The organism is Cytobacillus firmus DS1, from assembly GCF_000565285.1.
GTDB classification, from domain to species: domain Bacteria; phylum Bacillota; class Bacilli; order Bacillales; family Cytobacillaceae; genus Cytobacillus; species Cytobacillus firmus_A.
The window spans coordinates 319077-343560 of the sequence record NZ_APVL01000002.1; the positions used below are offsets into that span (position 1 = coordinate 319077).

Sequence of the window (24484 nt, forward strand, 5' to 3'; positions counted from 1 at the left end):
TGTTTTAGTCCAGATTAAAAGGGTAGTACTTACTTAGTTAATAAAACCTTTTTTTGCTGGCGATTTTTATTCCTGCAGGCAGGGAATAGGCAGAAGATTAAAGCTGAAAATTATAAATATTAGGGGGAGCATCATGAAAAAAGGACTTCTTTTTATTATTTCCGCATTCCTGCTTATGGGCACATTAGCAGGCTGTTCCGGGGAAAGTGCTCAGGCAGAAAAGACGAAGGATGGAAAGGTCGTTGTTGATTTTTGGAGTTTTTGGGGTTCAGAAACAAGAAGGCCAATTATTGAAAAAATCATAGATGATTTTAATAGATCACAGGATGAGGTTTTTGTTAAGCATACATATTTGCCCTGGGGAGATATTTGGACAAAGAATCTGGCATCCGTTGCTGCCGGTAATCCTGCTGATGTTATTATTAACGATATTAATTCGGTCGGCCAGCGGGCAGAAAATGGACAATCTGAAGATTTGAGCAAGTATATCGATGATTCGTTTAAAGACCAGTTTTACCCGCATTTATGGGAAACGGTAATGTACGAGGACAAGGCTTATGCAGTTCCATTTAATACAGATACCAGATTGCTATTTTACAATAAAGATGCTTTCAAAGAAGCGGGCATCGACCCGGAAAAGCCCCCTGCTACATGGACTGAACTGGAGGAGTATGCCGAGAAGCTGGATGTGAAAAATGGAGATCGCTATGAGCGGGTCGGCTTTTACCCGCTTTGGGGCAGTATCGGTGCAGCAAGCTGGATGACAAGCGCTGATGGCGGAAAAGGATTCATTCAAGATGGCAAACTTTATATCAATACTCCTAAGAAGCAGGAAGCGCTTCAATGGCTGCTGGGATGGAAGGAGCGTCTCGGCGAGAAAACAGTTCAGTCTTTTGAAGCTGAATTTGGAAGTGAACAGTCAAATCCGTTCATTGCCGGCAAAGTGGCAATGTGGGTGGATATCGGTACATTTTACACACAAATTCGTGATTATGGCAATGATATGAATTTTGGGGTTGCCCCGATTCCTGCATATGAAGAAGGTTCCGGTAACTGGAGTGATGGAGGTGGGTTCGTAGCTGAAATCCCGAAAGGAGCCAAACACCCTGAGGAAGCTATGAAGTTTATCGAGTATCTTACAGGTCCAGAAGCTCAAAAATATTGGGCTATGAAAAATTATGATAATGTCGCAAATAAAGAAGCTGCAGAGGCCGTGGTAAAGGAACTTAAAGGCGATGATCAATATGTATATGAAGCGACTGTGAAAAACTTGGATCAGACGCAATTATTCCCTGTCCCGACACAGTATCCTGATTACCAGAATCGCATTAATCCTCATATAGACAATGTTCTGCTAGGTAAAACCAAGCCTGAAAAAGCGCTGGAAAAAGCGGAAGAAGATGTTAAAAAATTAAAGAAAAATTAGAACAAAGAGAGAAGGGAAATCCTTCTCTCTTTATAAATACTATAAAAAGAAGGTGTAAGGGTTGAAATCATTTGAGACACCGATTGAGCGCCGGGGAGCAGATCTTGCAGGAAAAAAAGAGAAGACATTACACAGACGGCTGTCACGCCAAACAAGAGAAAATATCTTTGGCTATCTCTTTATCAGCCCATGGATAATCGGATTTCTGGGTCTGACACTTGGCCCGCTTTTATTTTCCTTATTTGCCAGTTTTACAGATTATAATATCACTTCAAGAATGAATTTTATCGGCCTTGATAATTTTAAACGCATGTTTACAATTGATGACCTTTTTAAAACGTCACTTTGGAACACTCTGTATTACGTTTTATTCTCTGTCCCGCTGACCACTGCAGGGGCGATTTTTCTGTCGGTACTTCTAAATCAGAAAGTAAAAGGCATGAAATTTTTCCGCACACTTTATTATCTGCCTGCTATCCTCTCAGGAGTAGCAGTTTACTTTTTATGGATGCAGCTGCTGAGTCCGTCAACAGGTCTGGTTAATACGTTCCTGGCATGGTTTGGGATTGAAGGTCCAGCATGGCTGTTTGACCCTGAATGGACGAAACCAGCTTTGCTTTTGATGAAAATGTGGAGTGTCGGCGGAGGGATGCTTCTATATCTGGCAAGTCTGCAGGGGGTATCAAATTCCCTTTATGAAGCAGCGGATCTGGATGGGGCAGGTGTAATGCAGAAATTTATTTATATTACATTGCCGATGATTTCACCGATCATTTTCTTTGATGTGCTGACAAGTACGATCGGTTCATTTCAAATTTTCCAGGAGGCTTATGTCATGACGGAGAATGGAAGCGGCGGACCTGGAAATTCACTTCTGTTCTATAATCTTCATATGTGGAATAATGCGTTTGAGGTGTTTGACATGGGCTATGCCTCTGCAATGGCCTGGCTGTTGTTTATTGTCGTTATGATACTGACAATCATTAATATGAAAATCGGTAAAAAATGGGTTCATTATGAGGGAGGAGATGATAAATGAGATCTGCTGCAGCACCGAAGTTTTATGAGACGAAAAAATTCAAAGATAAAGTAAAGCAGGCGATTGTTTTCATCGTTTTATTAGCAGGAAGTGTTCTGGTAATATCTCCGCTTTGGTGGATGATTTCGACTTCTCTGAAATCCCCTGCAGAGATAGCTCAATATCCGCCGACCTTTATGCCAAAAGAATTTCATTTTTCCAATTATGTTGACGCATGGAAAACAGCACCGTTTACCCGCTGGGCTATGAATACATTCTTTATTGCCTTTTGCGGAATGGCGGGAAGCGTTATTGTCAACTCGCTGGTTGCTTACGCATTTGCGAAGATTCGTTTTAAAGGAAGAAATGCTTTGTTTATAGTTGTGTTATCAACCATGCTGATCCCGGGGTTTGTCACCATGGTGCCTCAGTACATTTTATTCTCCAAGCTTGGCTGGGTAAATACGTATCTGCCGCTGATTGTTCCGGCCTTTTTGGGGAGTGCCTTTTTCATCTTCCTGCTTCGCCAGTTTATGATGACCATTCCGAATGAACTTATTGAAGCAGCTGTACTGGACGGTGCTAATCATATTCAGATATGGTGGCATATCATGCTGCCATTAACGAAGCCGGCGCTTATTACTGTAGCCATTTTCTCATTTAATGGCGCATGGAATGATCTTCTTGGCCCGTTATTATATTTAAATGATGAAAGTCTCTACACCCTTCAAATCGGTCTTCAAACCTTCAAGGGAACTGTACAGACACAATGGCATTACCTGATGGCCATGTCAGTCATGGTATTATTGCCAGTAGTGCTGTTATTTTTCTTCTTCCAGAAGCACTTTATAGAAGGTTCGAATATCGCAACAGGCACGAAAGGATAACTAAAACGGCTAAGCCATTCGCTTAGCCGTTCTTTTCATTGTATAGGGCAATAGGTTCTCCATTCTCCGTCAACACAAACCTTATGGCGGGGAACATAGCATTCAATGACTACAGAATCCGGATTCAGCCCGTTTTCTTCAAGCTGGGATGATACTGAAGCTTCAGACTCAATGTTAGCGGATGAGCAGGGATACCCGCCTCGCCATTCATACTTTGTGCAGTAGTAGCATAGCTGGCCAGATGCTGTGGCTTTATCAGAAGAGACTGTATTGCTTTTGGCCGCTTCTTTAATCAGCTGTGTTTTTTTCAATTCTACTTCTGTTAAATAATCAGTAAAGGTGCTGTCTTTTGAGATATCTATTTTGATCTCTTCCTCAGATTTCAGATCTTTTACATAAAAAGCCTGATCCTCAATAAGCCTGCTGTAATCAACCAGCCGCACTTTTAATTCCTTCCCGGACTCAAATGAGAATGATAGAAGAGATGAGAAATTTACGAGAGCCTTTTTATCCAAGATAGTATTTTTTTCGTTGTATTCAATTTCATATTGGACTGTCCAGCCATATTGTTTACCTTTTTCATCAACAAGCGCTCTTGGCTTAGCGGCTGCATCTTTTAAAATGGAGGATTTAAATTCTTTAAACTCATCAGCCTTCAATACGGCTTTCATGAAATCTTTCTCAGTCAAATCAGCTGAACGGCTTTTGGGCTCTGCAGAAACATTACCTGAGAAGACTAGTAAAATAGTCAATAACAAGAAAATATACCTTTTCATCACATACCTCCTAAAAGTATTGTCCAATATAAGATTAACTCATATTTCCAAAATTAGGAATGGTGCGAAGTGATTATATTTATCTAGTAAATTTTATCTAATCTTAATAAAAAAACTGCCTTATGGTAAAAGATTCTTTAAGGCCGATTAATCAATATTATAGAAGCTTTTTGTATTATCATATAGCTTCTTAATGGCGATGCTGAAAGATATTTCTTTTAGTTCAGCAAGGGTGCTGATGGAATGGGCCATCATGGCTGGATGGGTAGGCTTGTTTTTAAAAGGGCCTTCGAATTCCCACGGACCGTCTGTTTCTGCCATCAATTTATCCAGCGGGTAATCCCGTACAAGGGCCTGTATTTCTTTTTCGTACACTATATCTGGAGTAAAGGAGATGTAATAATCATTGGCAATCAGCCTGCTAACAGTTGAGGTGTCACCTTTAAACCAGTGAAAATGAGCTTTTTTAATCGAATGCTTTTCCAATAAATTGCACACAATCGGTGCGTCATCATAAATAGCATGGAGGGCGATGGGCTTATCCCATTTTTTAGCAAGCTTAATGAATTTTTCGAGAAGTTCAATATATCCTCCATGCAGCTTGGTCCCCTCAGACCTCAAATAGTATGGAAGGCCAACCTCGCCAACAGCAGCCATCTCCTCTGTGTGAATCTCTATCCAGCTGAAAAGTTCTGAAATGTCATGATCACTGGGCAGAATCTGTTCAGGGTGAAAACCAAAGGCAGGTTTTACAAAGGGATAGATTTCTGCAAGAGCAAGATTTCTTTTGCAGGAGGCTAAATCACTTGAAACTGTAACAAGTGAAAGCTTAAACGGCAGCTCATGAAACATTTTCTCTAAATCAATATCGCTGTACTTATCAAGATGAATATGGGCATCAATATACTTATCCACTGCTGTTGCCTCCTAATGAGTTTTCAGCGCATAATGGATGCTTCTTTTGCATTCAAGGAAATTTTCATCCAGGAAAATTTCCTCCATTCGCGGCCTCCCAAAAGTCACTTTAAATTCTTGAACTACTTTAGCAGGCTTGCTGCCGAGTATTAATATTCGATCAGAGAGGTAAATGGCTTCTTCGATATTGTGTGTTACAAACAGAATTGTCGGCTTATGCTCATTCCAAATATCAAGAAGCCATTTTTGCATATCAAGACGGGTAAGCTCATCCAAAGCTGAAAAGGGTTCATCCAGAAGTATGATTGGCTGCGGGCTTAATAGTGCGCGGATGAAGGCGGTCCTTTGCTTCATGCCTCCTGATAATTCATGCGGATATGCATTTTCATAGTCACCGAGTCCCGCTTTTTGAAGCATTTTTCTGGCTGTTTCCGGATCGGCTTTCCCCATAATTTCCTGGCCAAGCAGAACGTTCTGGAGGGTGGTTCTCCAGGGCATCAGGGAAGGTGTCTGAGGCATATAGCTGATTGAACCGCGTTTGCCGCTGATCTCGACATTCCCCAGTGTAATGGACCCTTCATCAGGCAGGAGCATTCCGCCAATCAGGTTGAAGATAGTGCTCTTTCCGCTGCCTGATGGACCTAAAATGGAAACAAACTCTCCTTCATTTACTTGAAAACTCAAATTGCTTAAAACTCGATTTGAATCAAAACTTTTCGTTAGAGAATTAACCGATAATTGTATCATTTCCTGCCACTCTCCCTGGACTTCCATTTAATCAGCAAACGTTCAGCCAGTAATATTCCCCCAAAAAACAGCAAGCTTAACAGCATAATCGCAAAAATGGCAACAAAAACACGGTCTGTCCGAAATGAAGAAGAGGCCAAAGTCATATAAACACCTATTCCTGCTTTAGCACCGAGCCATTCGGATATTACAGCACCCATCACACTATAGGTTGCGGAAATTTTTAGCCCTGAAAATAAAGAGGGAAGGGAATATGGAAGCTCCAGCTTCCAAAACAACTGTCCTCTGCCGGCTCCTGCCATCAGCATATAATGCCTGAGTTCTCCCGGAGTTTGCCGAAAACCATCCAATGCTGCAACAGTAATGGGAAAGAAGCATACCAGCGTAATAACAATTAGCTTTGGAAGTACGCCAAATCCAAACCATACAACCAGTAAAGGAGCCAAAACAATTATTGGCACATTCTGTGAAAGGATGAGAAGCGGGTATATAGACTCCCTAATAAAAGGCAATAAGTGCAGTATTACAGCTGTGAGCAATCCGATGGCAGTGCCAATGGCAAATCCCCATAGTGAAAGGAGGACTGTCGATTGAAGATGCATACGGAAGCCCTCCCAGCCCATAACAGCCTCCTGAATGATATCTGTCGGGGGAGGCAGGAGCCAAGCAGGGACTTCTGCAAAATTTACCGCCAGCTCCCAAAGAATGAATAAAAGGAGGAGAACCGCAGCCGGCCTCCATCCTTTTCTGAACACATTTGTCATGGACGGTATTTCTCCGTTAAATCACTCATTTCAATTCCGTCCGGCTGATATAGAATCTTAACTTGTGAGATAACATTGCTGCTTCCTTTTTCAATCATTTTTCTGTTCATATCAGCTATGATTTTCAATAAATGTTCTAAATCGCCTTCCATCGTTGTTTCGAGGGGATGCACTTCGTACTTAACACCGGATTGCTGAATGACACTAATTGCTTCATCCACATAAGGTATAACATTTTCCCCATCTTTTGTTTTCGGTATGATCTGAATGCTTACAAGTGTATTTGCCATTTTATAAACTCTCCTTATTCCGGCAGGAAGTCATTTGTAAATGCTTTGCCGGCATCTAATTCTTTATCTAAAAGACCATTTTCATGCATCCAGTCTGCATAGTTTTCCCAGACCTCAAGCTTTTGTTCTCCCCATCTGGCAGCATCATCCTGATAGCGCGGAGATAGCCACTCCTGGCTCTTTTTGACCAGTTCGCTGTCAAGGTCAGGAGCATTTTTTAATAAAATTTCAGCTGCTTCGCCAGGCTGGTCGATTGCAAATTCATATCCTTTGGCGGCTGCTTTTACAAATGCTTTAACAGTATCCGGATCATCTGCAATCATTTTTTCACTCGTTGCCAGAACAGGCGTGTAGTAATCCAGTTTTTCTGAGTAGTCGGTAAGGTAGACCATATTAATCTTTTCCCCCCGAAGCTCAGCTTCTACACCTGTCCATCCGTAATAAATCCATGCGAAGTCTATATCTCTTTTAACAGCTGTGAAAAAGTCAGCATCTCCCATGTTAACAATTGAGACATTATCAACATTGGCGTTTTCCTTCTTCATTAGGGAATCTATTACAGATTTTTCTACAGGAGCTCCCCAGCCGCCATAAGTTTTTCCTTCAAAGTCTTTTGGCGATTTAATGTTTTTTTCAGCAGGGGATGCAAAACCGGAAGTATTATGCTGTATTACAGCTGCTATCGATACAAGGGGAACTCCCTGTACACGGGCTTCCGTGATGCTTTCCTGGTAGCTGACACCGAAATCAGCCTTGCCTGATGCAGTCAATTGATCGGCGCCTGCCTCACCCGGCATGATGATTTCAACATCGAGTCCTTCTTCTTTAAAATAGCCTTTTTCCTTTGCGGCATATAAGCCGGTATGATTGGTATTGGGTGTCCAATCCAGTACGACAGTAACTTCCTTCAATTCGTGTTTGCTGCCTGCATCTTCTTTTCCAGTCTTAGCATCCTGGCCGCTGCCGGCACAGCCGGATAGCAGCAGAAGCGCAGTAATAGCTGCAATACATTTTTTCATAGAGAAACCTCCCAAAAGCTTTTATGTAATAAGGAAAGTTGATATTAGTCTGCCCTGAAAAATAAAAAACGCCACGGCATAATACCGGGACGCATATAAAAAACATTTTATTATGTTTAAGAATATGTTCCCTACGCCGGTATTAGCCAGATCAGGTTCAAAGGGTCAGCATCTTAAGGATGAAGTCTCAACCGGCACACCGGTTCCCCTACATTTCTTGCTATTTAATTTTAACAGGCCATAAATACTTTCCATCATTATTATAGCAGACAATATTAAAATGGACAGCATTTGATCATTATTTCATTTCAATAGTCCGGCTCTCTTTCCAGGCTTTGAATTTCTCAAGTTCACCTGTAATTTGGCTGACGGCAAAGCCTAAGACGGCTGCATCATCCAGGATCCCCATTCCAATTAAAAAGTCTGGAACCAGATCGATAGGGGAAACAAAGTATAGGATGGAAGCAATAATAAAGATAATTGATTTTTTGGAGATATGCCGGTAATCGCCTTTTGACCATGCCTTAACCAAATCAATCAGCAGCTGAAACTTTTCCCATATATCACTTAGTGATGATTTGTTTTTATCTGCTTTAAGTGTGGCCTTTTTTAGCAGGCCTTTTGTTTTTTCGGGATCATCCGCATAGCGTTTTGCCCTGGAAGAAAATTTTTTATAGCCATCCTTATAATCTTTCGTTTCTATTTCAGGCATAGCCATCACTCCTATATTGATAATTCGTATAAACAGTTATAATCTATTATTTACCGCATACCTGACATGACATAAACATTTAACCAGGAGAAAAAAATGGAAATCATCTTCAAACCTGTGACAATAATTTAGTGGGAGCTGGTATTTATGCTTGAAAAATGGCTGAAGGAATCAAATTATACAGTAATACTATCTGGAGCGGGAATGTCAACGGAAAGCGGGCTGCCTGATTTCCGGTCAGCTAATAATGGCTTATGGAACGCGAAAGACCCTGGGAGAATTGCCAGTACCGACGCATTGAATGATAATGTGAAAGAGTTTATAGATTTTTATCGGCATCGGGTAATTGGGCTCAAGGAGTGCAGTCCCCATAAAGGTTACTATATTCTTGCAGATTGGGAAAAGAGAGGCATTTTAAAGAGTATTATCACCCAGAATGTTGATGGATTTCATCGGCTGGCTGGGAGTGAAAATTTATCAGAGCTTCATGGGAATCTGCAGACACTCCATTGCCAGGAATGTAAAGAAGAATTCCCAAGCGAGGGGTATTTGCATGGACACATTCAATGTTATTGCGGGGGGATGCTTCGTCCTTCAGTAGTTCTGTTTGGGGAAATGCTCCCTGAGCAGCCTTTAGATTTTGCAGCAGAAGAATCTGAAAAGGCAGAACTATTTATTGTTCTGGGATCATCCTTGACTGTGACACCGGCAAATCAGTTTCCGCTGATAGCGAAACAAAACGGAGCTAAACTGGTGATTATTAATATGGAACCCACTGAATTTGATTTTTATGCTGATGAAGTGATCCATGACCGCAAAATTGGTGAAGTACTCGAAGAACTTGATCATGCCTTCCAGCAGCGGGAAAATGAGAAATCATAAAAATAGCTCTCATACTATGATTTTTTGAGCCAATCCCCTATAATGGACAATGAACATGATTACTGCTGCTTCAAGCGATATGATATATAAGGAGTGTTCAGCATGTTATCAAACATCGGTATTCCAGGTTTAATTCTCATCCTGGTTCTGGCTCTTATTATTTTTGGTCCTAAGAAACTTCCTGAAATAGGGAGGGCATTCGGGGAGACCTTAAAGGAATTTAAGAAGTCTACCCGTGATCTCACTAAGGACGATGACGATGATAAAAGAAAATAGTCTACTGGTTTAGAACCGGCTTTGCAGACGATTAGTCTCGAAGCCGGTTTTTCTATTTTATCGCAGTCTAACGGGCAGTAAGACTCCCACTTCAAGACTCAGAGGAACCAAAGGAGGATAAGTGGGGGTCAAACTGCCCGTAAAGGCCCGATTGGTTCAACTAACAATCAGTGGGGGATAAGGAAAACCCCCACTGATTGAAGTTTCACTTTGTGGCTTTCGAACCGAGTGAATGGGTATAAAAAAGAAGGAAAAGAAAAAATAGTTGACTAACATGTATATACAAGATAAAATGAAAGCGTGAACAGTTCATGTATATACAAGTTGGTTTGTGTATAATGGATAGATTTATAAAAATCGAGAACGATAAATAAGAACCTTATAACTGTTTTTTTTCTTAAATATGAAAACGGTAACAGGAGGAGAGCGAAGAATGGCTACAAATAAAGAGTCAGCAGAGCAAATCGTAGAAGCTATCGGGGGCAGGGATAATATCGCTGCGGCCACTCATTGTGTAACACGCCTGCGCTTTGCGTTAAAAGATGAAGGAAAAGTCAATAAAGAAAAACTCGAAGATATTGATATTGTGAAAGGTTCCTTTTCCACCAATGGACAATTCCAGGTTGTGATCGGACAAGGCCTCGTTGATAAAGTATATAAAGAAATGACAGATGCAACCGGAATCGGTGAATCGTCCAAAGAAGAAACCAAAAGTGCTGCTGCCGAAAACTTAAATCCTTTGCAGCGCGGAATTAAAACACTGGCGGATATTTTTATTCCAATCCTCCCGGCTATCGTAACAGCTGGTTTGCTGATGGGAATCAACAACATTATGACAGCGCCGGATATTTTCTTCGATGATAAGTCGTTTGTTGAAGTTTATACAAACTGGGCTGATCTGGCGAGCATTATTAACCTGATTGCCAATACCGCTTTCGTATTCCTTCCAGGTTTGATTGGATGGAGTGCTGTGAACAGGTTTGGCGGAAGTCCACTTCTTGGTATGGTGCTTGGTTTGATGCTAGTGCATCCGGATCTTTTAAATGCATGGGGCTATGGTGCAGCAGAGGAAGTTCCGAAGTGGAATTTATTTGGTTTTGAAATTGAAAAAGTAGGTTACCAGGGCCAGGTGTTGCCTGTATTATTTGCTTCATATGTATTGGCCAAGATAGAAGTATTTCTGCGAAAAAGAATTCCTGATGCGTTTCAGCTTCTGACTGTCGCGCCAATCGCTTTGCTTATTACTGGATTTCTTTCTTTTATTGCCATCGGACCAATTACATTCACGATCGGCAGCTGGATTACAAATGGAGTTGTCGGAATCTTTGATGCTGTTCCGGCCCTTGGAGGTTTGATTTACGGAGGATTATATGCACCTCTTGTTATCACTGGCATGCATCATACATTCCTGGCAGTCGATCTTCAGCTAATCGGCAGCATTGGCGGCACGTTTTTGTGGCCGATGGTGGCACTATCCAATATTGCACAGGGTTCAGCCGCTTTTGCCATGATGCTGTTAAGCAAAGGGAACGAAAAGCTGAAGGGGCTTGCGCTTACGTCTTCGGTATCGGCATGGCTGGGGGTAACCGAACCCGCTATGTTTGGGGTAAACCTTCGCTTTAAGTACCCGTTCTTTGCTGCGATTATTGGGTCAGCAATTGCCGGAATCTTCATTACGATTAATGGAGTTAAGGCACCTTCGATCGGTGTAGGAGGCTTGCCGGCATTTTTCTCCATCTTTGCGGAAAATTGGGGTGCTTTCTTTATCGGAATGGGAATCGCACTTGTTGTGCCGTTTGTATTAACTTTAGCTTTCTCGAAATTTAAAAAAGCTTAAATAAAATGATTGATGCCATGGGATTCTATGATTCCATGGTATCGCCATTTTTAGACATACTCAAAATTTTATTGTACCGGAGGTCGCATTATGAAGAAGCAATGGTGGAAAGAAAGTGTGGTTTATCAAATCTATCCTCGGAGCTTCATGGATAGCAATGGAGATGGAATAGGAGATTTACAGGGAATTATCTCAAGGCTTGATTACTTGAAAGAGCTTGGAATTGATGTGGTCTGGCTTTCTCCGGTTTATAAATCTCCAAATGATGATAATGGCTATGATATCAGTGATTATCAGGATATTATGCGTGAGTTTGGAACAATGAAGGATTGGGAACAGCTTCTTTTAGAGCTGCATAAAAGAGGAATCAAACTCATTATGGACCTGGTGGTGAACCATAGTTCTGACGAGCATATCTGGTTTTCAGAAGCAAGGAAATCGAAAGATAATCCATATAGGGACTACTATATTTGGCGTGAAGGAAAGGATGGTAAAGAGCCGAATAACTGGGGCAGCAATTTCGGCGGATCTGCCTGGGAACTTGACGAACTTACAGGAGAATACTATTTGCACCTGTTTTCAAAAAAACAGCCTGATCTAAACTGGGAGAATCCTAAATTGAGAAAAGAAATATACGACATGATGACCTGGTGGCTCGAAAAAGGGATTGATGGATTCAGAATGGATGTGGTCAACTTTATCTCCAAAGTGGAGGGACTTCCTGATGATGAACCTAAGCCCGGGAAGAAATATGCTTCTGGAAGCAAGTATTATCGAAACGGCCCAAAAATTCACGCATACCTGCAGGAGATGAATGAAAAGGCCATATCAAAGTATGATGTGATGACTGTCGGCGAAATGCCTGGTGTTAACCCTGAGTGGGCTCGGCAGTATACGGGGGAATCACGCAATGAGTTGAATATGGTCTTCCAGTTTGAACATGTTAGCCTGGATAACGGGCCAAATGGCAAATGGGACCTTAAACCCCTCGATCTATTTGACTTAAAAACAAATCTGACCAAATGGCAAAATGAGCTGGACGAGGTTGGCTGGAACAGTCTTTACTTTAATAATCATGATCAGCCGCGCTCTGTTTCAAGATTCGGGAATGATGGAGAGTATTGGGATAAGTCAGCAAAGATGCTGGCAACATTGCTGCATATGATGAAGGGAACTCCATATATTTATCAGGGCGAAGAAATAGGAATGACGAATGTACGGTACTCAAGCATTGATGAATACAGAGATATAGAAACACTTAACTTTTATAAAGAAGCTCTTAACGATGGCTGGACAGAGGAAAAGGCACTGGAGGCCATCTATGCAAAAGGGCGTGATAATGCAAGGACACCAATGCAATGGGATTCTTCCAGGCACGGAGGATTTACGAAAGGAACCCCGTGGATAAAAGTAAATCCTAACTATAAAGATATTAATGTCGAAATGGCCATGAAAAACCCTGACTCTGTTTTTTATTATTATAAAAAGCTTATTGAACTCAGGAAGAAAAATGAAATTATTATTTACGGAAAATATAACCTTATACTTGATCACCATCCCGAAGTGTATGCCTATACAAGAACACTGGGGAATCAGATTCTTTTAGTCATGTGCAACTTCTATGGTGATAACACTGAAGCAGAACTCCCTGCAGACATTCTGGAGAAAAATTTCGAACCGCTGATTGGGAATTATAAAGATATACAAATCAGCAGAACAATTAAACTTCGTCCATACGAAACTCAGGTGCTTCTCTTTAACAGCTAAAAGAAAAGCATTATCTAAAAAAACTAAAACAGGGTGATTCTAAATGAAACAACCGTGGTGGAAAAAAGCAGTAGTATATCAAATTTATCCGAAAAGCTTTAACGACACGACAGGAAATGGAGTTGGAGACATTCCTGGAATTATTGCCAAGCTTGATTACTTAAAAGAATTAGGCGTGGACGTCGTCTGGCTGACACCCATTTATAAATCTCCGCAGCGTGATAACGGATATGACATCAGCGACTATTTCAGCATCCATGAAGAATATGGAACAATGGAAGATTTTGATAAGCTTCTTGAAGAAGCCCATAACCGGGACATAAAACTCATTATGGATATTGTTGTTAACCATACTTCCACTGAACATCACTGGTTCCAGGAAGCAAAAAAAGCAAAAAACAATCCATACCGCGATTTTTATATCTGGAAAGATCCTAAGGAAGATGGAAGCGAGCCGACAAACTGGGAATCCAAATTCGGCGGAAATGCATGGCAATATGATGAAGCAACCGGCCAATACTATCTTCATCTTTTTGATGTTACACAGGCAGATCTAAATTGGGAAAATGAAGACCTTCGCCGCAAATTGTATGACATGATGGAATTCTGGTTTAAAAAAGGAGTAGATGGCTTTAGACTTGATGTAATCAATCTGATCTCAAAAGATAAGGATTTTCCGGATGATGACGGTTCTGTACCTCCGGGCGACGGCAGGAAATTCTATACCGACGGCCCCCGTGTACACGAATTTATGCATGAAATGAATGATAAAGTATTCTCGAAATACGATAGTTTAACAGTCGGGGAAATGTCATCCACTACAATTGATCATTGTATAAAGTATTCCAACCCCGAGCGGGAAGAATTAAGCATGACTTTCAACTTTCATCATTTAAAAGTGGACTACCCTAATGGAGAGAAATGGGCTCTCGCTGATTTTGATTTTACGGCATTAAAGCAGATTTTATCAAAATGGCAAACTGAAATGCACAATGGGGGAGGCTGGAATGCTTTATTCTGGTGTAATCATGACCAGCCCCGGGTTGTATCAAGGTATGGTGATGACAAATACTATCATCGTGAATCTGCTAAAATGCTGGCGACAGCCATTCATATGATGCAGGGAACTCCTTATATATATCAGGGTGAAGAGTTTGGCATGACAAACCCCGGCTTTGAGAGGATTGAAGACTACAGAGATGTAGAATCACTGAATGTTTATTCTATCCTTAAGGAAAAGGGAATGGCAGAAAAAGAAATAATTAGCATTCTCAAAAGCAAATCGCGCGATAATTCCCGGACACCTGTTCAGTGGAATAGTACTGAGAATGCAGGATTCTCTGATGGAACCCCATGGATTCATGTCGCATCCAATTACAGGGAAATCAACGCCGAAAACGCATTGAAGGACGAGAATTCTATTTTTTATCATTATAAAAAGCTGATCCAGCTTCGAAAGCAGTACGATATTATCACATATGGTGACTATGAACTGATTTCTGAAGATCATCCTGAAGTATTTGCTTATGTTCGAAATGGTGATAATGAAAAGCTTTTGGTTGTAAACAATTTTTATGGGAAAGAAACTTCATTTATCCTTCCTGAACACATTCAAGCAGATGAATATAAAGATGAGATCTTACTATCCAATTACAATCAGTCACCTTCGGCAGCACAGACCATTAATTTAAGGCCATATGAATCCGTTATCTACTATTTAAAGAAATAAAAGTGAAAAAATCCTCCCGCTGTTAACGGGAGGATTTTTCAAGTGATTTTTTTAAAACAGCATTCCAGCTATGGCAGCACTTAGCATAGATGCCAGGGCACCCGCAGCAACTGCCTTCAAGCCAAGCCGTGCAATGTCCTGCCTGCGGTTTGGGGCCAATGCGCCAAGTCCTCCCAGCAGAATGCCCAATGAAGAAATATTGGCAAATCCGCAAAGGGCGAAGCTTACGATCGCCACCGTTTTATCAGATAAAGTTGGGATGTCCGGGGCAAATGCAGAATAAGCAACAAACTCATTCAAAATTAGTTTCTGGCCAATATAATTTCCTGCCTGTACGGCTTCTGACCATGGTACTCCTATAGCAAACGCGAGCGGAGAGAACACATATCCAAGTATGATTTCGAGCGTTAAGCCTTCTAATCCAAATAACCCTCCAACCCATCCAAGAAGCCCGTTAATTAAAGCAACCAAAGCAATAAAGGCCAGCAGCATCGCGCCGATATTTAAAGCGAGCTCCAGTCCGACACTTGCTCCTTTTGCAGCAGCATCAATGACATTGGCAGAATCGCTATCCACTTCCATATCAAATTCTTTAGGCTCTTCTTTATCCTCCGTTTCAGGAAGCATTACTTTGGCCAGCACCAGCCCAGCGGGTGCAGCCATAAAGCTTGCTGCCAGAAGGTATTCGAGAGGCACCCCCAAAAGGGAATATCCAATCAAAACAGATCCTGCTACAGAAGCAAGGCCTCCGGTCATGACCGCAAATAACTCGGATTTTGTCATATTGGCGATAAATGGACGGACCACCAGCGGAGCCTCCGTTTGGCCCACGAATATATTGGCCGCTGCCGACATGGATTCAGCTTTCCTGGTCCCGAGAAGCTTAGCCAGCCCTCCGCCGAGGATCTTAATGAAAAACTGCATAATCCTTAAGTAATAGAGGACCGAAATCAGTGATGAAAAAAAGATTACAACTGGCAAAACCTGAAGTGCGAAAACGAAGGTAATGCCCGATTCATCTGTAAAAAAGCCGCCAAATAGGAAATTTATCCCCTGATTAGCGTAATTGATTATATCGTTTACCTTCATTGTGAGCCATTCCAATCCCTTTCTTCCGCCTTCCCACTTTAGAACAAGAAAGGCGAAAATCAGCTGAATGGCAAGACCTCCAGCAACTGTTCTTAAACTTATAGCCCTTCTATTGCTTGAAAGCAGGAAGGCTATCCCTAAAACGACAATAATACCGAATATCCCCCAAATAAAATTCATGTTTACACCTCATCAATATGTAGTAGTTTTCCCTGCAAAAATCAGCTGGGAGAGTTCTGGGCAGTAATCCTATTCCCTTATGAAACTGCTTGTAAAGCTCAATAGTTGTATTATGTGCAAAAGGAATAAATTCATGAAAATACTATGCATGAAGAAAATATAATAAGGATGAACGGAAAAAGATGAGCACAGGGCTCATCTTTCAGTGTTTTTTTCAATATATTCGAATAAAAATGACTGGCCGTTTCTGTAAAAACGGGGATCGTATAGTCCAAGCCTTTCATCATCATCAACAAGAACGACAAATGGAGACCATTCATAAAGGGTTTTAGCTTCAGGAACTTGCGAAAACAATTTGTTTAAATCTGCAGTTTCTTTTGATTGAAGGACATATTGGGTTTCCTTTTTGGTGAAAAGAGTATCATTGAATATGCTCACTTCGTCATCTTTCTTTGTAATAACGGAATAAGTCCATGGTATAAACTCTGCCGATAGGGCAACTTGTTCATAGTGATCATCATACTGCTTAAAAATGAGGTATCCCTGTGTGCTCTGGATTACCACGTGAAGAAGCATAAAAGCCCATGCGATTTTAAAATAGTAGGGGGATTTTGATTTATTCCTTTTTGTAAAGAAAAAGGCTGCTCCCATTATGATCCAAAATACTAAATCAACAATTGGAATCGTACCAAAAGTAACCCTCATAGTTGAAAACGGCTCCAAATAACCTGTGCCCCATGCATTGAATAAATCGCTGGTATTATGTATGAAAACTGCCAGCCATCCCAGCAGAAAAAGCTTCTTATCCCTGACTCTGAAAAGCAGGAAGGACAGCAGCAAAAACAGCAGAGCCCACACCGGAGTCAGAAAAACAGAATGGGTAATCCCCCTGTGCCACATCTGATAAAGTCCTTCTGTATCCCATAAGCGCGAGATGACATCAATATCCGGAATTTGACTTGCCCCTACAGCGGTAAGCAAATACGCTCTCCTGGAGTTTTTATCCATCCTCCGTTTATCAACCGTACCATAAAGGCTCAAGCCGAATAAGGTATGTGTAATTGTGTCCATTTTTAACCTCCTTTTTTACAATTAGTTTCCCTATTATAAGCCTCAAAAAGATTAATAAAAAGAAATATGCAATCTTAAATGCATTGCAAACTTTTCTTGAGAGCGATAAAATTGAAGGTATTGCAATAATTAAGTGACACATTAATTGCTTGATCAACAAATTTTCATATAAGTAAGTGAGGAACGACTATGCCCAAAAATTTAAAAGAAGAAGTTTTATCCCGCCGCACATTTGCGATCATTTCCCATCCGGATGCCGGTAAAACGACGCTGACCGAAAAACTCTTATTATTCGGTGGTGCCATTCGTGATGCAGGTACAGTTAAAGGGAAGAAGACAGGCAAATATGCGACAAGTGACTGGATGGAAATTGAGAAGCAGCGCGGAATCTCTGTTACCTCCAGTGTGATGCAGTTTGAATATGATGGTGCGCGCGTTAATATTCTTGATACGCCTGGTCACCAGGATTTCAGTGAAGACACGTACCGCACGCTGACAGCAGTTGACAGTGCTGTAATGATCATCGACTCAGCTAAAGGTATTGAGGAGCAGACACTTAAATTATTCAAGGTCTGCCGCATGAGAGGAATTCCGATATTTACTTTTATGAATAAGCTTGACCGCCAGGGGAAAGCACCTCTTGAGCTTCTTGCTGAGTTAGAAGAAGTTATGGGAATTGAATCTTACCCAATGAACTGGCCAATTGGTATGGGGAAAGAATTCCTTGGGATCTATGATCGGTTTAATAATCGAATTGAGCAATTCAGAGTAGAGGAAGAGGACCGCTTTATTTCCTTAAATCAGGAAGGTGAAATAGAGGGGCACCATTCTATTAAGGATTCTGGGCTATATGATCAGACACTTGAAGAGATTATGCTGTTAAATGAAGCTGGTAATGAGTTTTCAAGAGATAGAATTGCAAATGGAGAACTGACTCCTGTGTTTTTTGGAAGCGCGCTGACCAACTTTGGTGTTCAGACTTTCCTTGAGTCTTATCTGCAATTTGCACCGCCGCCGCAGCCGAGGAATTCGACTGCAGGGGAAATTGATCCGCTTTCAGAAGAATTTTCTGGATTCATATTTAAAATTCAGGCCAATATGAATCCTGCACATCGCGACCGGATAGCATTCTTAAGAATTTGTTCAGGCCAATTTGAGCGGGGCATGGCCGTGAACATACCAAGAATCGGCAAGTCCATTAAGCTTGCGCAGTCCACTCAATTCATGGCTGATGACAGAAGTACAGTTGATTCTGCAGTCAGCGGAGATATCATCGGAATTTATGATCCGGGAACTTATCAAATAGGCGATACATTAACAGCAGGAAAAAATAACTTCCAATATGAGCGTCTTCCTCAATTTACACCTGAGCTTTTTGTTAAAGTAACAGCAAAAAATGTAATGAAGCAAAAACATTTTCATAAGGGCATTCAGCAGCTTGTTCAGGAAGGTGCCATCCAGCTGTTTAAGACAGTCAAAATGGAAGAATACCTCCTGGGGGCAGTGGGGCAGCTACAGTTTGAAGTTTTTGAACACCGCATGAAAAATGAGTATAACACAGAAGTATATATGGAAAGACAAGGCTCCAAGATCGCACGCTGGGTAGAAGGCGATGAGGTCAACGAAAACCTTTCCAGCGGAAGAAGTCTTCTGGTTAAAGACCGTTACGGCAAAAATGTCTTTCTATTTGAAAATGACTTTGCACTCAGATGGTTTCAGGAAAAAAATCCTGATGTAAAATTATATAATCCGATGGACTCGGAATAAAGCTGGCGGCCCCCTTATTGGGCCGTTTTAGCTTTAGATATATTCTTTTCTTAATACTATTGACTTATCTATCAATAAATAATATAGTATTAACACATACACTTTAACGCTAAAAAGCGTTTAAGTTAAAAAGCAGAAAGTGTAATCTCAATTAAAGATCTTGTCCGCAGCATAAGTAGAGTAATTGCCGGCAGCAAAAAGAAACTGGATGGCTGATGAAAATCCAGGCAGCAATGGTCGAAATACAACTGCATCCAATATGGACAATACTTTTTAAGTGGGTAAGCAGCATCAGCTTATCAATTAGGGTGGTACCGCGGAGCTCCTTCGTCCCTATAGGCGAGAGGGCTCTTTTTGTTTGTATAAAATTACAGGCAAATTTAGGAGGAATACATTATGCATCATGATCAGTCAGCATTAAATTTAAAGCCCCTGGAGGCACTCATTGTCACTTTCATCATTTTAGGCGGAATCAGCTACTCGATTATTTTTGCCGGGGCAGTTCCCCATATTCCGGTTGTTTTCGCGATAATGGGGTTAATAGCTTACGGTTTAATAAGAAAAGTATCCATAACACAGCTGGAAAAGGGGCTTATTGAAGGTGCCCAGTCCGGATTAGGGGCTATTTTCATCTTCTTTTTAATCGGAATGCTGATAAGCAGCTGGATGGCGAGCGGAACGATCCCTACATTTATTTACATGGCATTGGAAGCTGTTAATGGAAAATTCTTTTATGCCATTGTCTTTGTGGTAGCATCTGTCATCGGCATGAGCATAGGAAGCTCACTTACAACAGCTGCTACACTGGGAATTGCCTTTATGGGAGTCAGCTCTGCTTTGGGCCTCTCGGATGCAATTACGGCAGGTGCAGTTATATCCGGCGCATTTTTTGGAGATAAGATGTCACCCCTATCCGATACAACCAACCTGGCATCATCGACAGTAAAAGTGGATTTGTTTGAGCATATCAAGACGATGGCCTGGACAACAATTCCTTCATTTATCATTTCACTCGCAATCTTTGCTTTCCTGTCACCATCGGAGGCAGCTTCTGATTTCTCAAAGATTGCCCAGCTGAAAAAAACTTTGCTGGATGAGGGACTGGTGCATTGGTACTCCCTCATCCCATTTGCCATTTTGACTATAATGGCCATTAAAAGAGTATCAGCAATTATTACGCTATCTGCTGGCATCGTGTCTGCATTAATCTTAGCCGTTATCGTCCAAAGCAGCCTCGGCTTGGAAAAAGTTATGACCTTGCTGTTTTCGGGATATTCTTCAAATAGCGGTTCAGAGGAAGTTGACGCCCTTTTATCAAGAGGCGGCATGGAAAGCATGATGTTTTCTATTTCTTTGGTATTGCTCGCGCTTTCTATGGGCGGTTTATTCTTTAAGCTTGGCATCCTTCCAGCACTTCTGGAAGGAGTCAAAGGGTTTTTGAATCGGGTGTCAGCTCTTGTGGCGGCAGCAGCAGGAACAGCAATCGGGATTAATTTCCTGCTTGGCGAGCAGTACCTGTCTATTCTCTTAACAGGAAATGCTTTCAGGGAGCCTTTTGAAAAAGCCGGGCTGCATCCGAAGAATCTTTCCAGAATTCTTGAAGATGCAGGCACGGTAGTAAACCCATTAGTTCCGTGGAGTGTCTGCGGAGTATTTCTAACAGGTGTTTTAGGTGTAGAAACAACAACTTATATGCCCTTTGCATTATTCTGTCTGCTCAGTCCTGTAATCACCTTAATCTATGGATTTACAGGTTTGAAAATCGAAAAATTATAGAGAAAAGCAGCTGCTTAGGCTGCTTTTTCTGTTGGTAAGGAGATCCTATAATTTATAAAGTTATTTTGATTAATTATACAGCACACTGATTGCTTGCAACACAATTGCTGCTTTAATATAGTTAAAATATGTTAAATTCTACAACTTGCATTGATCACAGATTATCTCATACAGTCATTGAAAGGAGCAGAATGTGTGCGAATAAGCGATTTTTCAATCAAAAGGCCAATTTTTACATTGGTTACAATGTTCTTAGTTCTTATTTTAGGGGTTGTCTCCCTCTTAAATATTCCATTAAAACTCATACCAGATCTTAATCCTCCTGTAGGAGTAGTAGTCACTTCGTATCCTGGAGCAAGTCCCGATGAAGTGGTGGAAAAAGTAACAAAGCCGCTGGAGGAAAATCTGGCAACATTGCCGGGGATAAAGACCTTGACTTCAACCTCGCAGGAAAGCGCAAACTTTATATTAATGCAATTTTCCTGGACTACAGATATTGATGAAATACAAAGTGAGGTCATTCAAAGACTGGACCAGACACAACTTCCTGATGAAGCGGAAAAACCGCGATTTATGAAGTTTGATCCCGCTCAGTTTCCTATTATTCAATTATCTCTTAGTGCAGATGAGGAGCCTGAAGCACTAAGAAGGCTTGCTGAAGAACTAAACCTCGAACTGACTAAAGTTGAAGGAGTAGCAAGCGTAAATCTCTCCGGAACAGCCATTAAGGAAGTAAGAGTGGAACTTGACCAGGCCAAGCTGAAAGATTTCAGACTTAGCCAGGCGGATGTTGTGGATGTAATTGAATCCAATAATATTTCAATGCCGGGTGATCCTGTTTTGACTGAGGGAAAAGAGCTGACAACCAGAATCATCAGCTCCATTGATTCTCTGGATACACTGAAAAAACTTACGATAACAGTTGACCCCGCAACAGGCAATAAAGTAAGTCTTGACGACATCTCAGATGTTCAGCTTGCCAGCCAGGATGATCGCACTATTACGCGCACAAACCAGGCTCCCTCTGTCTTACTGAGTGTCCTGCAGCAGTCGGATGCTAATACCGCTGAAGTTTCAGACCAATTTATACAGCAATTGGATAATCTTCTTGAAAAGGAACAGTTTGAAAATATTGAATCAGAAATTCTTTTCGACCAGGGGGATTACATAAGTCTTGCAATAGGAAATATCTCCAATTCACTGATACTCGGCGGTATTTTTGCGATGATCGTGCTGTTTTTCTTTTTGAAAAATGTTAAAAGTCCGCTCATCATTGGCATCTCTATTCCATATTCAGTTATTTTCACGTTTGTTTTAATGTATTTTTCCGATTTCACTTTAAATATTATGACTCTTGGAGGATTGGCGCTTGGAATAGGCATGCTGGTGGATAATTCCATCGTGGTTATTGAAAATATTTACCGCCACTTATCGATGGGGAAAGATCCTAAAACGGCGGCAAGTGAAGGGGCAAAAGAAGTAGGAAGTGCAATTACTGCTTCCACACTGACGACAGTTGCAGTATTCCTCCCAGTAGTATTTATAACTGGAATCATCGGAGAATTGTTTAAGGAGTTTGCCCTGACCATTTCCTTTAGTTTATTTGCATCTCTGGCTGTTGCACTGACAGTTGTGCCGATGCTTGCGAGCAGGCTGCTGAAGGCGCCAAAATCAAACATGGAGACAAAAAGGCAGGAAACAGGCTTAATGCGCTCACTTGAAAAATCAATAAAATGGTCTTTGCGGAATCGTGCAGCGGTAATAGCTATTACCATGCTGTTATTAGCAGCGGGCAGCTTTGGATTGACCACAGTAGGCACGCAATTTCTGCCAAATGCAGATGAGGGCTTTTTTACGGTGCGTATGGAGCTTGAGAACGGCACTGCACTTTCAGAAACAGAAAAGGCTGTATCAGCTATAGAGGAAGAATTGAAAGATGAAGAAGATGTAGATACATTTGTCAGTCTCATTGGAACTACACAGGAAGGGTCCTTCCGGGGCTCTAAAAATGCCAATATCGCTGAATTGTATATCAAAATGAAAGAGCTGGATCAGCGGGAAAGGTCAACGTTTGAATTTGTCGATGAGGTAAAAAAGGATTTGGAAAGTGCTGCATCAAAGGTTAATGAAACTGCAGAACTCTCATTTAATACTCAATCAACAGCAGGTACATCACCGAATACACTGACCTTCAGTGTGAGGGATACAGATCCAAACCGCTTAACGGAAAATGTAGATAAAATCTATAATGCATTGAAAGACCTTGATGATGTAACCGAATTATCGACTGACCTCATGGATACCGTTGAGGAAATTCAAATTACTGTGGACCGTGAAAAGGCTCTTGAGCAGGGCCTGGCTCCCGCCCAGGTAGCCATGACAGTAAATGATGTAACCCGGGGCAATCGTGCAACACAAATGATAGATGAAGAATCCAATATATATGGCGTTTTTGTTGAGTACGATCGGGAAGTCACACAGGATATAGAGAATTTGAAGAAATTGCTAATTAAAAAGCCAGATGGCAATTACGCCGCTCTGAGTGATGTAGTCAATATAGAGCGCGGAGAAGGACCGGTAAATATTCAGCGGATTAATCAGCAGGATGCTGTCCAATTTACTTTAAAGTACAAGTCTTCTACAAACATGGGTGCCATGTCAAAAGAAGTGGATAAAGAAATTGCCGATCTGAAATTGCCGGATGAAACAGAAATCGTTTTTAGCGGTGACAGAGAATTGCTGGAGTCATCCATTGATGACCTGATTCTGGCATTTGTACTGGCAATCGTGTTTATTTATCTTGTCATGGCAGCTCAATTTGAGTCGCTAAAGTATCCGCTAGTTATCATGTTTACTGTGCCTCTCATGGTGATAGGCGTAGCAATTGCTCTTACTGCAACCCAGACACCTATTAGTTTAACAGCCATAATCGGGATCATTGTACTTGCAGGCATTGTAGTTAATAATGCAATAGTCATTGTCGATTATATTAACCAAAAGAAAGAGCAGGGTCTTAAGAGCTACGATGCCATAATCATTTCAGTTAAGGACCGTGCAAGGCCAATATTCATGACTGCCTTAACTACTATACTTGGATTAGTGCCTTTAGCACTTGGCATTGGAGAAGGAACAGAAATTAATCAGCCTATGGGAATTACTCTGATTGGCGGACTGATCAGCAGTACATTCCTGACATTATTTGTCATACCAGTTGTATATAGCTTTTTTGACAAGGATACACGGCGATTAAATAAAATGTATGCAACACCGGATGGCCACTTAGTGCCAGCTTACCTGCTTGAAGAAAGAGTGGACAAAAACCGGAATCACAATAATGACGAAGACAAAGGTCAGCTTCAATCCTCTGATGCTAAACCTTACAGCAGAGATGATATGGCAGCCATGCTGGAAGAATTGTTAAAAATTGTTAAAAGTGATGACGATGCAGAGAAAAAACAGAAACGTGATGATAATTTCTAGATCTTATGAAGGCTCCTTCTAATAAAGGAGTCTTTTTTTACGTTAAAGACTAAAAAAATGAATCTTTCTAACGGTG

Annotated in this window: 20 protein-coding genes and 1 riboswitch; of the genes, 11 read left to right on the forward strand and 9 right to left on the reverse strand. The window is 41.3% G+C overall.

All coding sequences use genetic code 11. The features are described 5' to 3' along the window. Positions 1 to 133 precede the first annotated feature (133 nt). From PBF_RS04030 to PBF_RS04040, 3 genes are all read left to right on the forward strand, one after another. Entirely contained in the window at positions 134 to 1426 is a 1293-nt protein-coding gene (locus PBF_RS04030) for an ABC transporter substrate-binding protein (protein WP_035327410.1), read from the forward strand. Positions 1427 to 1487: 61 nt separating this feature from the next. Continuing rightward, positions 1488 to 2465, forward strand: a complete 978-nt coding sequence (locus PBF_RS04035) for a carbohydrate ABC transporter permease (RefSeq protein WP_035327412.1) — start codon at positions 1488 to 1490, stop codon at positions 2463 to 2465. Further along, on the forward strand, positions 2462 to 3331 hold the full coding sequence (locus PBF_RS04040; RefSeq protein ID WP_035327414.1) for a carbohydrate ABC transporter permease: 870 nt from the start codon (positions 2462 to 2464) through the stop codon (positions 3329 to 3331). The genes PBF_RS04035 and PBF_RS04040 overlap by 4 nt, the downstream gene beginning before the upstream one ends. Positions 3332 to 3366: 35 nt before the next feature. Here the strand turns inward: PBF_RS04040 and PBF_RS04045 are convergent, their stop codons facing one another. The 7 genes from PBF_RS04045 to PBF_RS04075 form a co-directional block, all read right to left on the reverse strand. Continuing rightward, positions 3367 to 4107 (reverse strand): hypothetical protein, encoded by a 741-nt coding sequence (locus tag PBF_RS04045; protein ID WP_035327416.1) that lies wholly within the window; start codon positions 4105 to 4107, stop codon positions 3367 to 3369. 147 nt (positions 4108 to 4254) lie between these two features. Continuing rightward, positions 4255 to 5022, reverse strand: coding sequence for a TatD family hydrolase (locus PBF_RS04050; protein ID WP_035327418.1), 768 nt, complete (start codon positions 5020 to 5022; stop codon positions 4255 to 4257). 12 nt (positions 5023 to 5034) lie between these two features. Further along, a complete protein-coding gene (locus PBF_RS04055) occupies positions 5035 to 5769 on the reverse strand; it encodes an ABC transporter ATP-binding protein (RefSeq protein ID WP_035327420.1) in 735 nt (244 codons plus the stop codon). Next, the gene (locus PBF_RS04060) at positions 5766 to 6533 is read right to left on the reverse strand and encodes an ABC transporter permease (protein WP_035327422.1); all 768 of its coding nucleotides are present in this window, start codon (positions 6531 to 6533) and stop codon (positions 5766 to 5768) included. The genes PBF_RS04055 and PBF_RS04060 overlap by 4 nt, the downstream gene beginning before the upstream one ends. Next, positions 6530 to 6823 (reverse strand): thiamine-binding protein, encoded by a 294-nt coding sequence (locus tag PBF_RS04065; RefSeq protein WP_035327424.1) that lies wholly within the window; start codon positions 6821 to 6823, stop codon positions 6530 to 6532. The genes PBF_RS04060 and PBF_RS04065 overlap by 4 nt, the downstream gene beginning before the upstream one ends. A 14-nt stretch (positions 6824 to 6837) precedes the next feature. Next, complete coding sequence (locus PBF_RS04070; protein WP_035327426.1) at positions 6838 to 7842, reverse strand: ABC transporter substrate-binding protein; 1005 nt, start codon at positions 7840 to 7842, stop codon at positions 6838 to 6840. Positions 7843 to 7953: 111 nt separating this feature from the next. Then, a riboswitch (TPP riboswitch) is annotated at positions 7954 to 8062 on the reverse strand. 78 nt (positions 8063 to 8140) lie between these two features. Next, complete coding sequence (locus PBF_RS04075; protein WP_035327428.1) at positions 8141 to 8554, reverse strand: YkvA family protein; 414 nt, start codon at positions 8552 to 8554, stop codon at positions 8141 to 8143. 147 nt (positions 8555 to 8701) lie between these two features. Here PBF_RS04075 and PBF_RS04080 point away from each other — a divergent pair, with 147 nt between their 5' ends. From PBF_RS04080 to treC, 5 genes are all read left to right on the forward strand, one after another. Next, positions 8702 to 9436, forward strand: a complete 735-nt coding sequence (locus PBF_RS04080; protein ID WP_035327431.1) for an NAD-dependent deacylase — start codon at positions 8702 to 8704, stop codon at positions 9434 to 9436. A 102-nt stretch (positions 9437 to 9538) separates the two neighbouring features. Continuing rightward, a complete protein-coding gene (gene tatA / locus PBF_RS04085) occupies positions 9539 to 9712 on the forward strand; it encodes a twin-arginine translocase TatA/TatE family subunit (protein WP_035327434.1) in 174 nt (57 codons plus the stop codon). Positions 9713 to 10145: 433 nt separating this feature from the next. Then, positions 10146 to 11549 (forward strand): PTS system trehalose-specific EIIBC component, encoded by a 1404-nt coding sequence (treP, locus tag PBF_RS04090; RefSeq protein ID WP_035327436.1) that lies wholly within the window; start codon positions 10146 to 10148, stop codon positions 11547 to 11549. A 90-nt stretch (positions 11550 to 11639) separates the two neighbouring features. Beyond that, complete coding sequence (locus PBF_RS04095) at positions 11640 to 13316, forward strand: glycoside hydrolase family 13 protein (protein ID WP_035327438.1); 1677 nt, start codon at positions 11640 to 11642, stop codon at positions 13314 to 13316. Between the two features lie 43 nt (positions 13317 to 13359). Further along, entirely contained in the window at positions 13360 to 15045 is a 1686-nt protein-coding gene (gene treC, locus PBF_RS04100; protein WP_035327440.1) for an alpha,alpha-phosphotrehalase, read from the forward strand. A gap of 51 nt (positions 15046 to 15096) precedes the next feature. Here treC and PBF_RS04105 read toward each other — a convergent pair whose 3' ends face one another. Both PBF_RS04105 and PBF_RS04110 read right to left on the reverse strand, forming a co-directional pair. After that, positions 15097 to 16314, reverse strand: coding sequence for a NupC/NupG family nucleoside CNT transporter (locus PBF_RS04105; protein WP_035327442.1), 1218 nt, complete (start codon positions 16312 to 16314; stop codon positions 15097 to 15099). 195 nt (positions 16315 to 16509) lie between these two features. Next, entirely contained in the window at positions 16510 to 17385 is an 876-nt protein-coding gene (locus tag PBF_RS04110; RefSeq protein ID WP_035327444.1) for a metal-dependent hydrolase, read from the reverse strand. Between the two features lie 189 nt (positions 17386 to 17574). Between PBF_RS04110 and PBF_RS04115 the strand changes: the two genes are divergently transcribed. From PBF_RS04115 to PBF_RS04125, 3 genes are all read left to right on the forward strand, one after another. Then, complete coding sequence (locus tag PBF_RS04115; RefSeq protein WP_035327446.1) at positions 17575 to 19152, forward strand: peptide chain release factor 3; 1578 nt, start codon at positions 17575 to 17577, stop codon at positions 19150 to 19152. 396 nt (positions 19153 to 19548) lie between these two features. After that, positions 19549 to 20928: a Na+/H+ antiporter NhaC gene (gene nhaC, locus PBF_RS04120; RefSeq protein WP_035327448.1), complete on the forward strand. Its 1380-nt coding sequence runs from the start codon at positions 19549 to 19551 to the stop codon at positions 20926 to 20928. 195 nt (positions 20929 to 21123) lie between these two features. Continuing rightward, the gene (locus PBF_RS04125) at positions 21124 to 24408 is read left to right on the forward strand and encodes an efflux RND transporter permease subunit (protein WP_035327450.1); all 3285 of its coding nucleotides are present in this window, start codon (positions 21124 to 21126) and stop codon (positions 24406 to 24408) included. The last annotated feature ends 76 nt before the right edge of the window (positions 24409 to 24484 follow it).

What these genes read in the sequence shown, in the direction of transcription:
- PBF_RS04030 (WP_035327410.1), top strand. Translation starts at nt 134, where the DNA reads ATGAAAAAAGGACTTCTTTTTATTATTTCCGCATTCCTGCTTATGGGC.
- PBF_RS04110 (WP_035327444.1), bottom strand. Translation starts at nt 17,385, where the DNA reads ATGGACACAATTACACATACCTTATTCGGCTTGAGCCTTTATGGTACG.
- treP (WP_035327436.1), top strand. Translation starts at nt 10,146, where the DNA reads ATGGCTACAAATAAAGAGTCAGCAGAGCAAATCGTAGAAGCTATCGGG.
- PBF_RS04070 (WP_035327426.1), bottom strand. Translation starts at nt 7,842, where the DNA reads ATGAAAAAATGTATTGCAGCTATTACTGCGCTTCTGCTGCTATCCGGC.
- PBF_RS04060 (WP_035327422.1), bottom strand. Translation starts at nt 6,533, where the DNA reads ATGACAAATGTGTTCAGAAAAGGATGGAGGCCGGCTGCGGTTCTCCTC.
- PBF_RS04105 (WP_035327442.1), bottom strand. Translation starts at nt 16,314, where the DNA reads ATGAATTTTATTTGGGGGATATTCGGTATTATTGTCGTTTTAGGGATA.
- PBF_RS04115 (WP_035327446.1), top strand. Translation starts at nt 17,575, where the DNA reads ATGCCCAAAAATTTAAAAGAAGAAGTTTTATCCCGCCGCACATTTGCG.
- nhaC (WP_035327448.1), top strand. Translation starts at nt 19,549, where the DNA reads ATGCATCATGATCAGTCAGCATTAAATTTAAAGCCCCTGGAGGCACTC.
- PBF_RS04075 (WP_035327428.1), bottom strand. Translation starts at nt 8,554, where the DNA reads ATGCCTGAAATAGAAACGAAAGATTATAAGGATGGCTATAAAAAATTT.
- PBF_RS04055 (WP_035327420.1), bottom strand. Translation starts at nt 5,769, where the DNA reads ATGATACAATTATCGGTTAATTCTCTAACGAAAAGTTTTGATTCAAAT.
- PBF_RS04040 (WP_035327414.1), top strand. Translation starts at nt 2,462, where the DNA reads ATGAGATCTGCTGCAGCACCGAAGTTTTATGAGACGAAAAAATTCAAA.
- PBF_RS04065 (WP_035327424.1), bottom strand. Translation starts at nt 6,823, where the DNA reads ATGGCAAATACACTTGTAAGCATTCAGATCATACCGAAAACAAAAGAT.
- tatA (WP_035327434.1), top strand. Translation starts at nt 9,539, where the DNA reads ATGTTATCAAACATCGGTATTCCAGGTTTAATTCTCATCCTGGTTCTG.
- PBF_RS04080 (WP_035327431.1), top strand. Translation starts at nt 8,702, where the DNA reads ATGCTTGAAAAATGGCTGAAGGAATCAAATTATACAGTAATACTATCT.
- treC (WP_035327440.1), top strand. Translation starts at nt 13,360, where the DNA reads ATGAAACAACCGTGGTGGAAAAAAGCAGTAGTATATCAAATTTATCCG.
- PBF_RS04045 (WP_035327416.1), bottom strand. Translation starts at nt 4,107, where the DNA reads ATGAAAAGGTATATTTTCTTGTTATTGACTATTTTACTAGTCTTCTCA.
- PBF_RS04095 (WP_035327438.1), top strand. Translation starts at nt 11,640, where the DNA reads ATGAAGAAGCAATGGTGGAAAGAAAGTGTGGTTTATCAAATCTATCCT.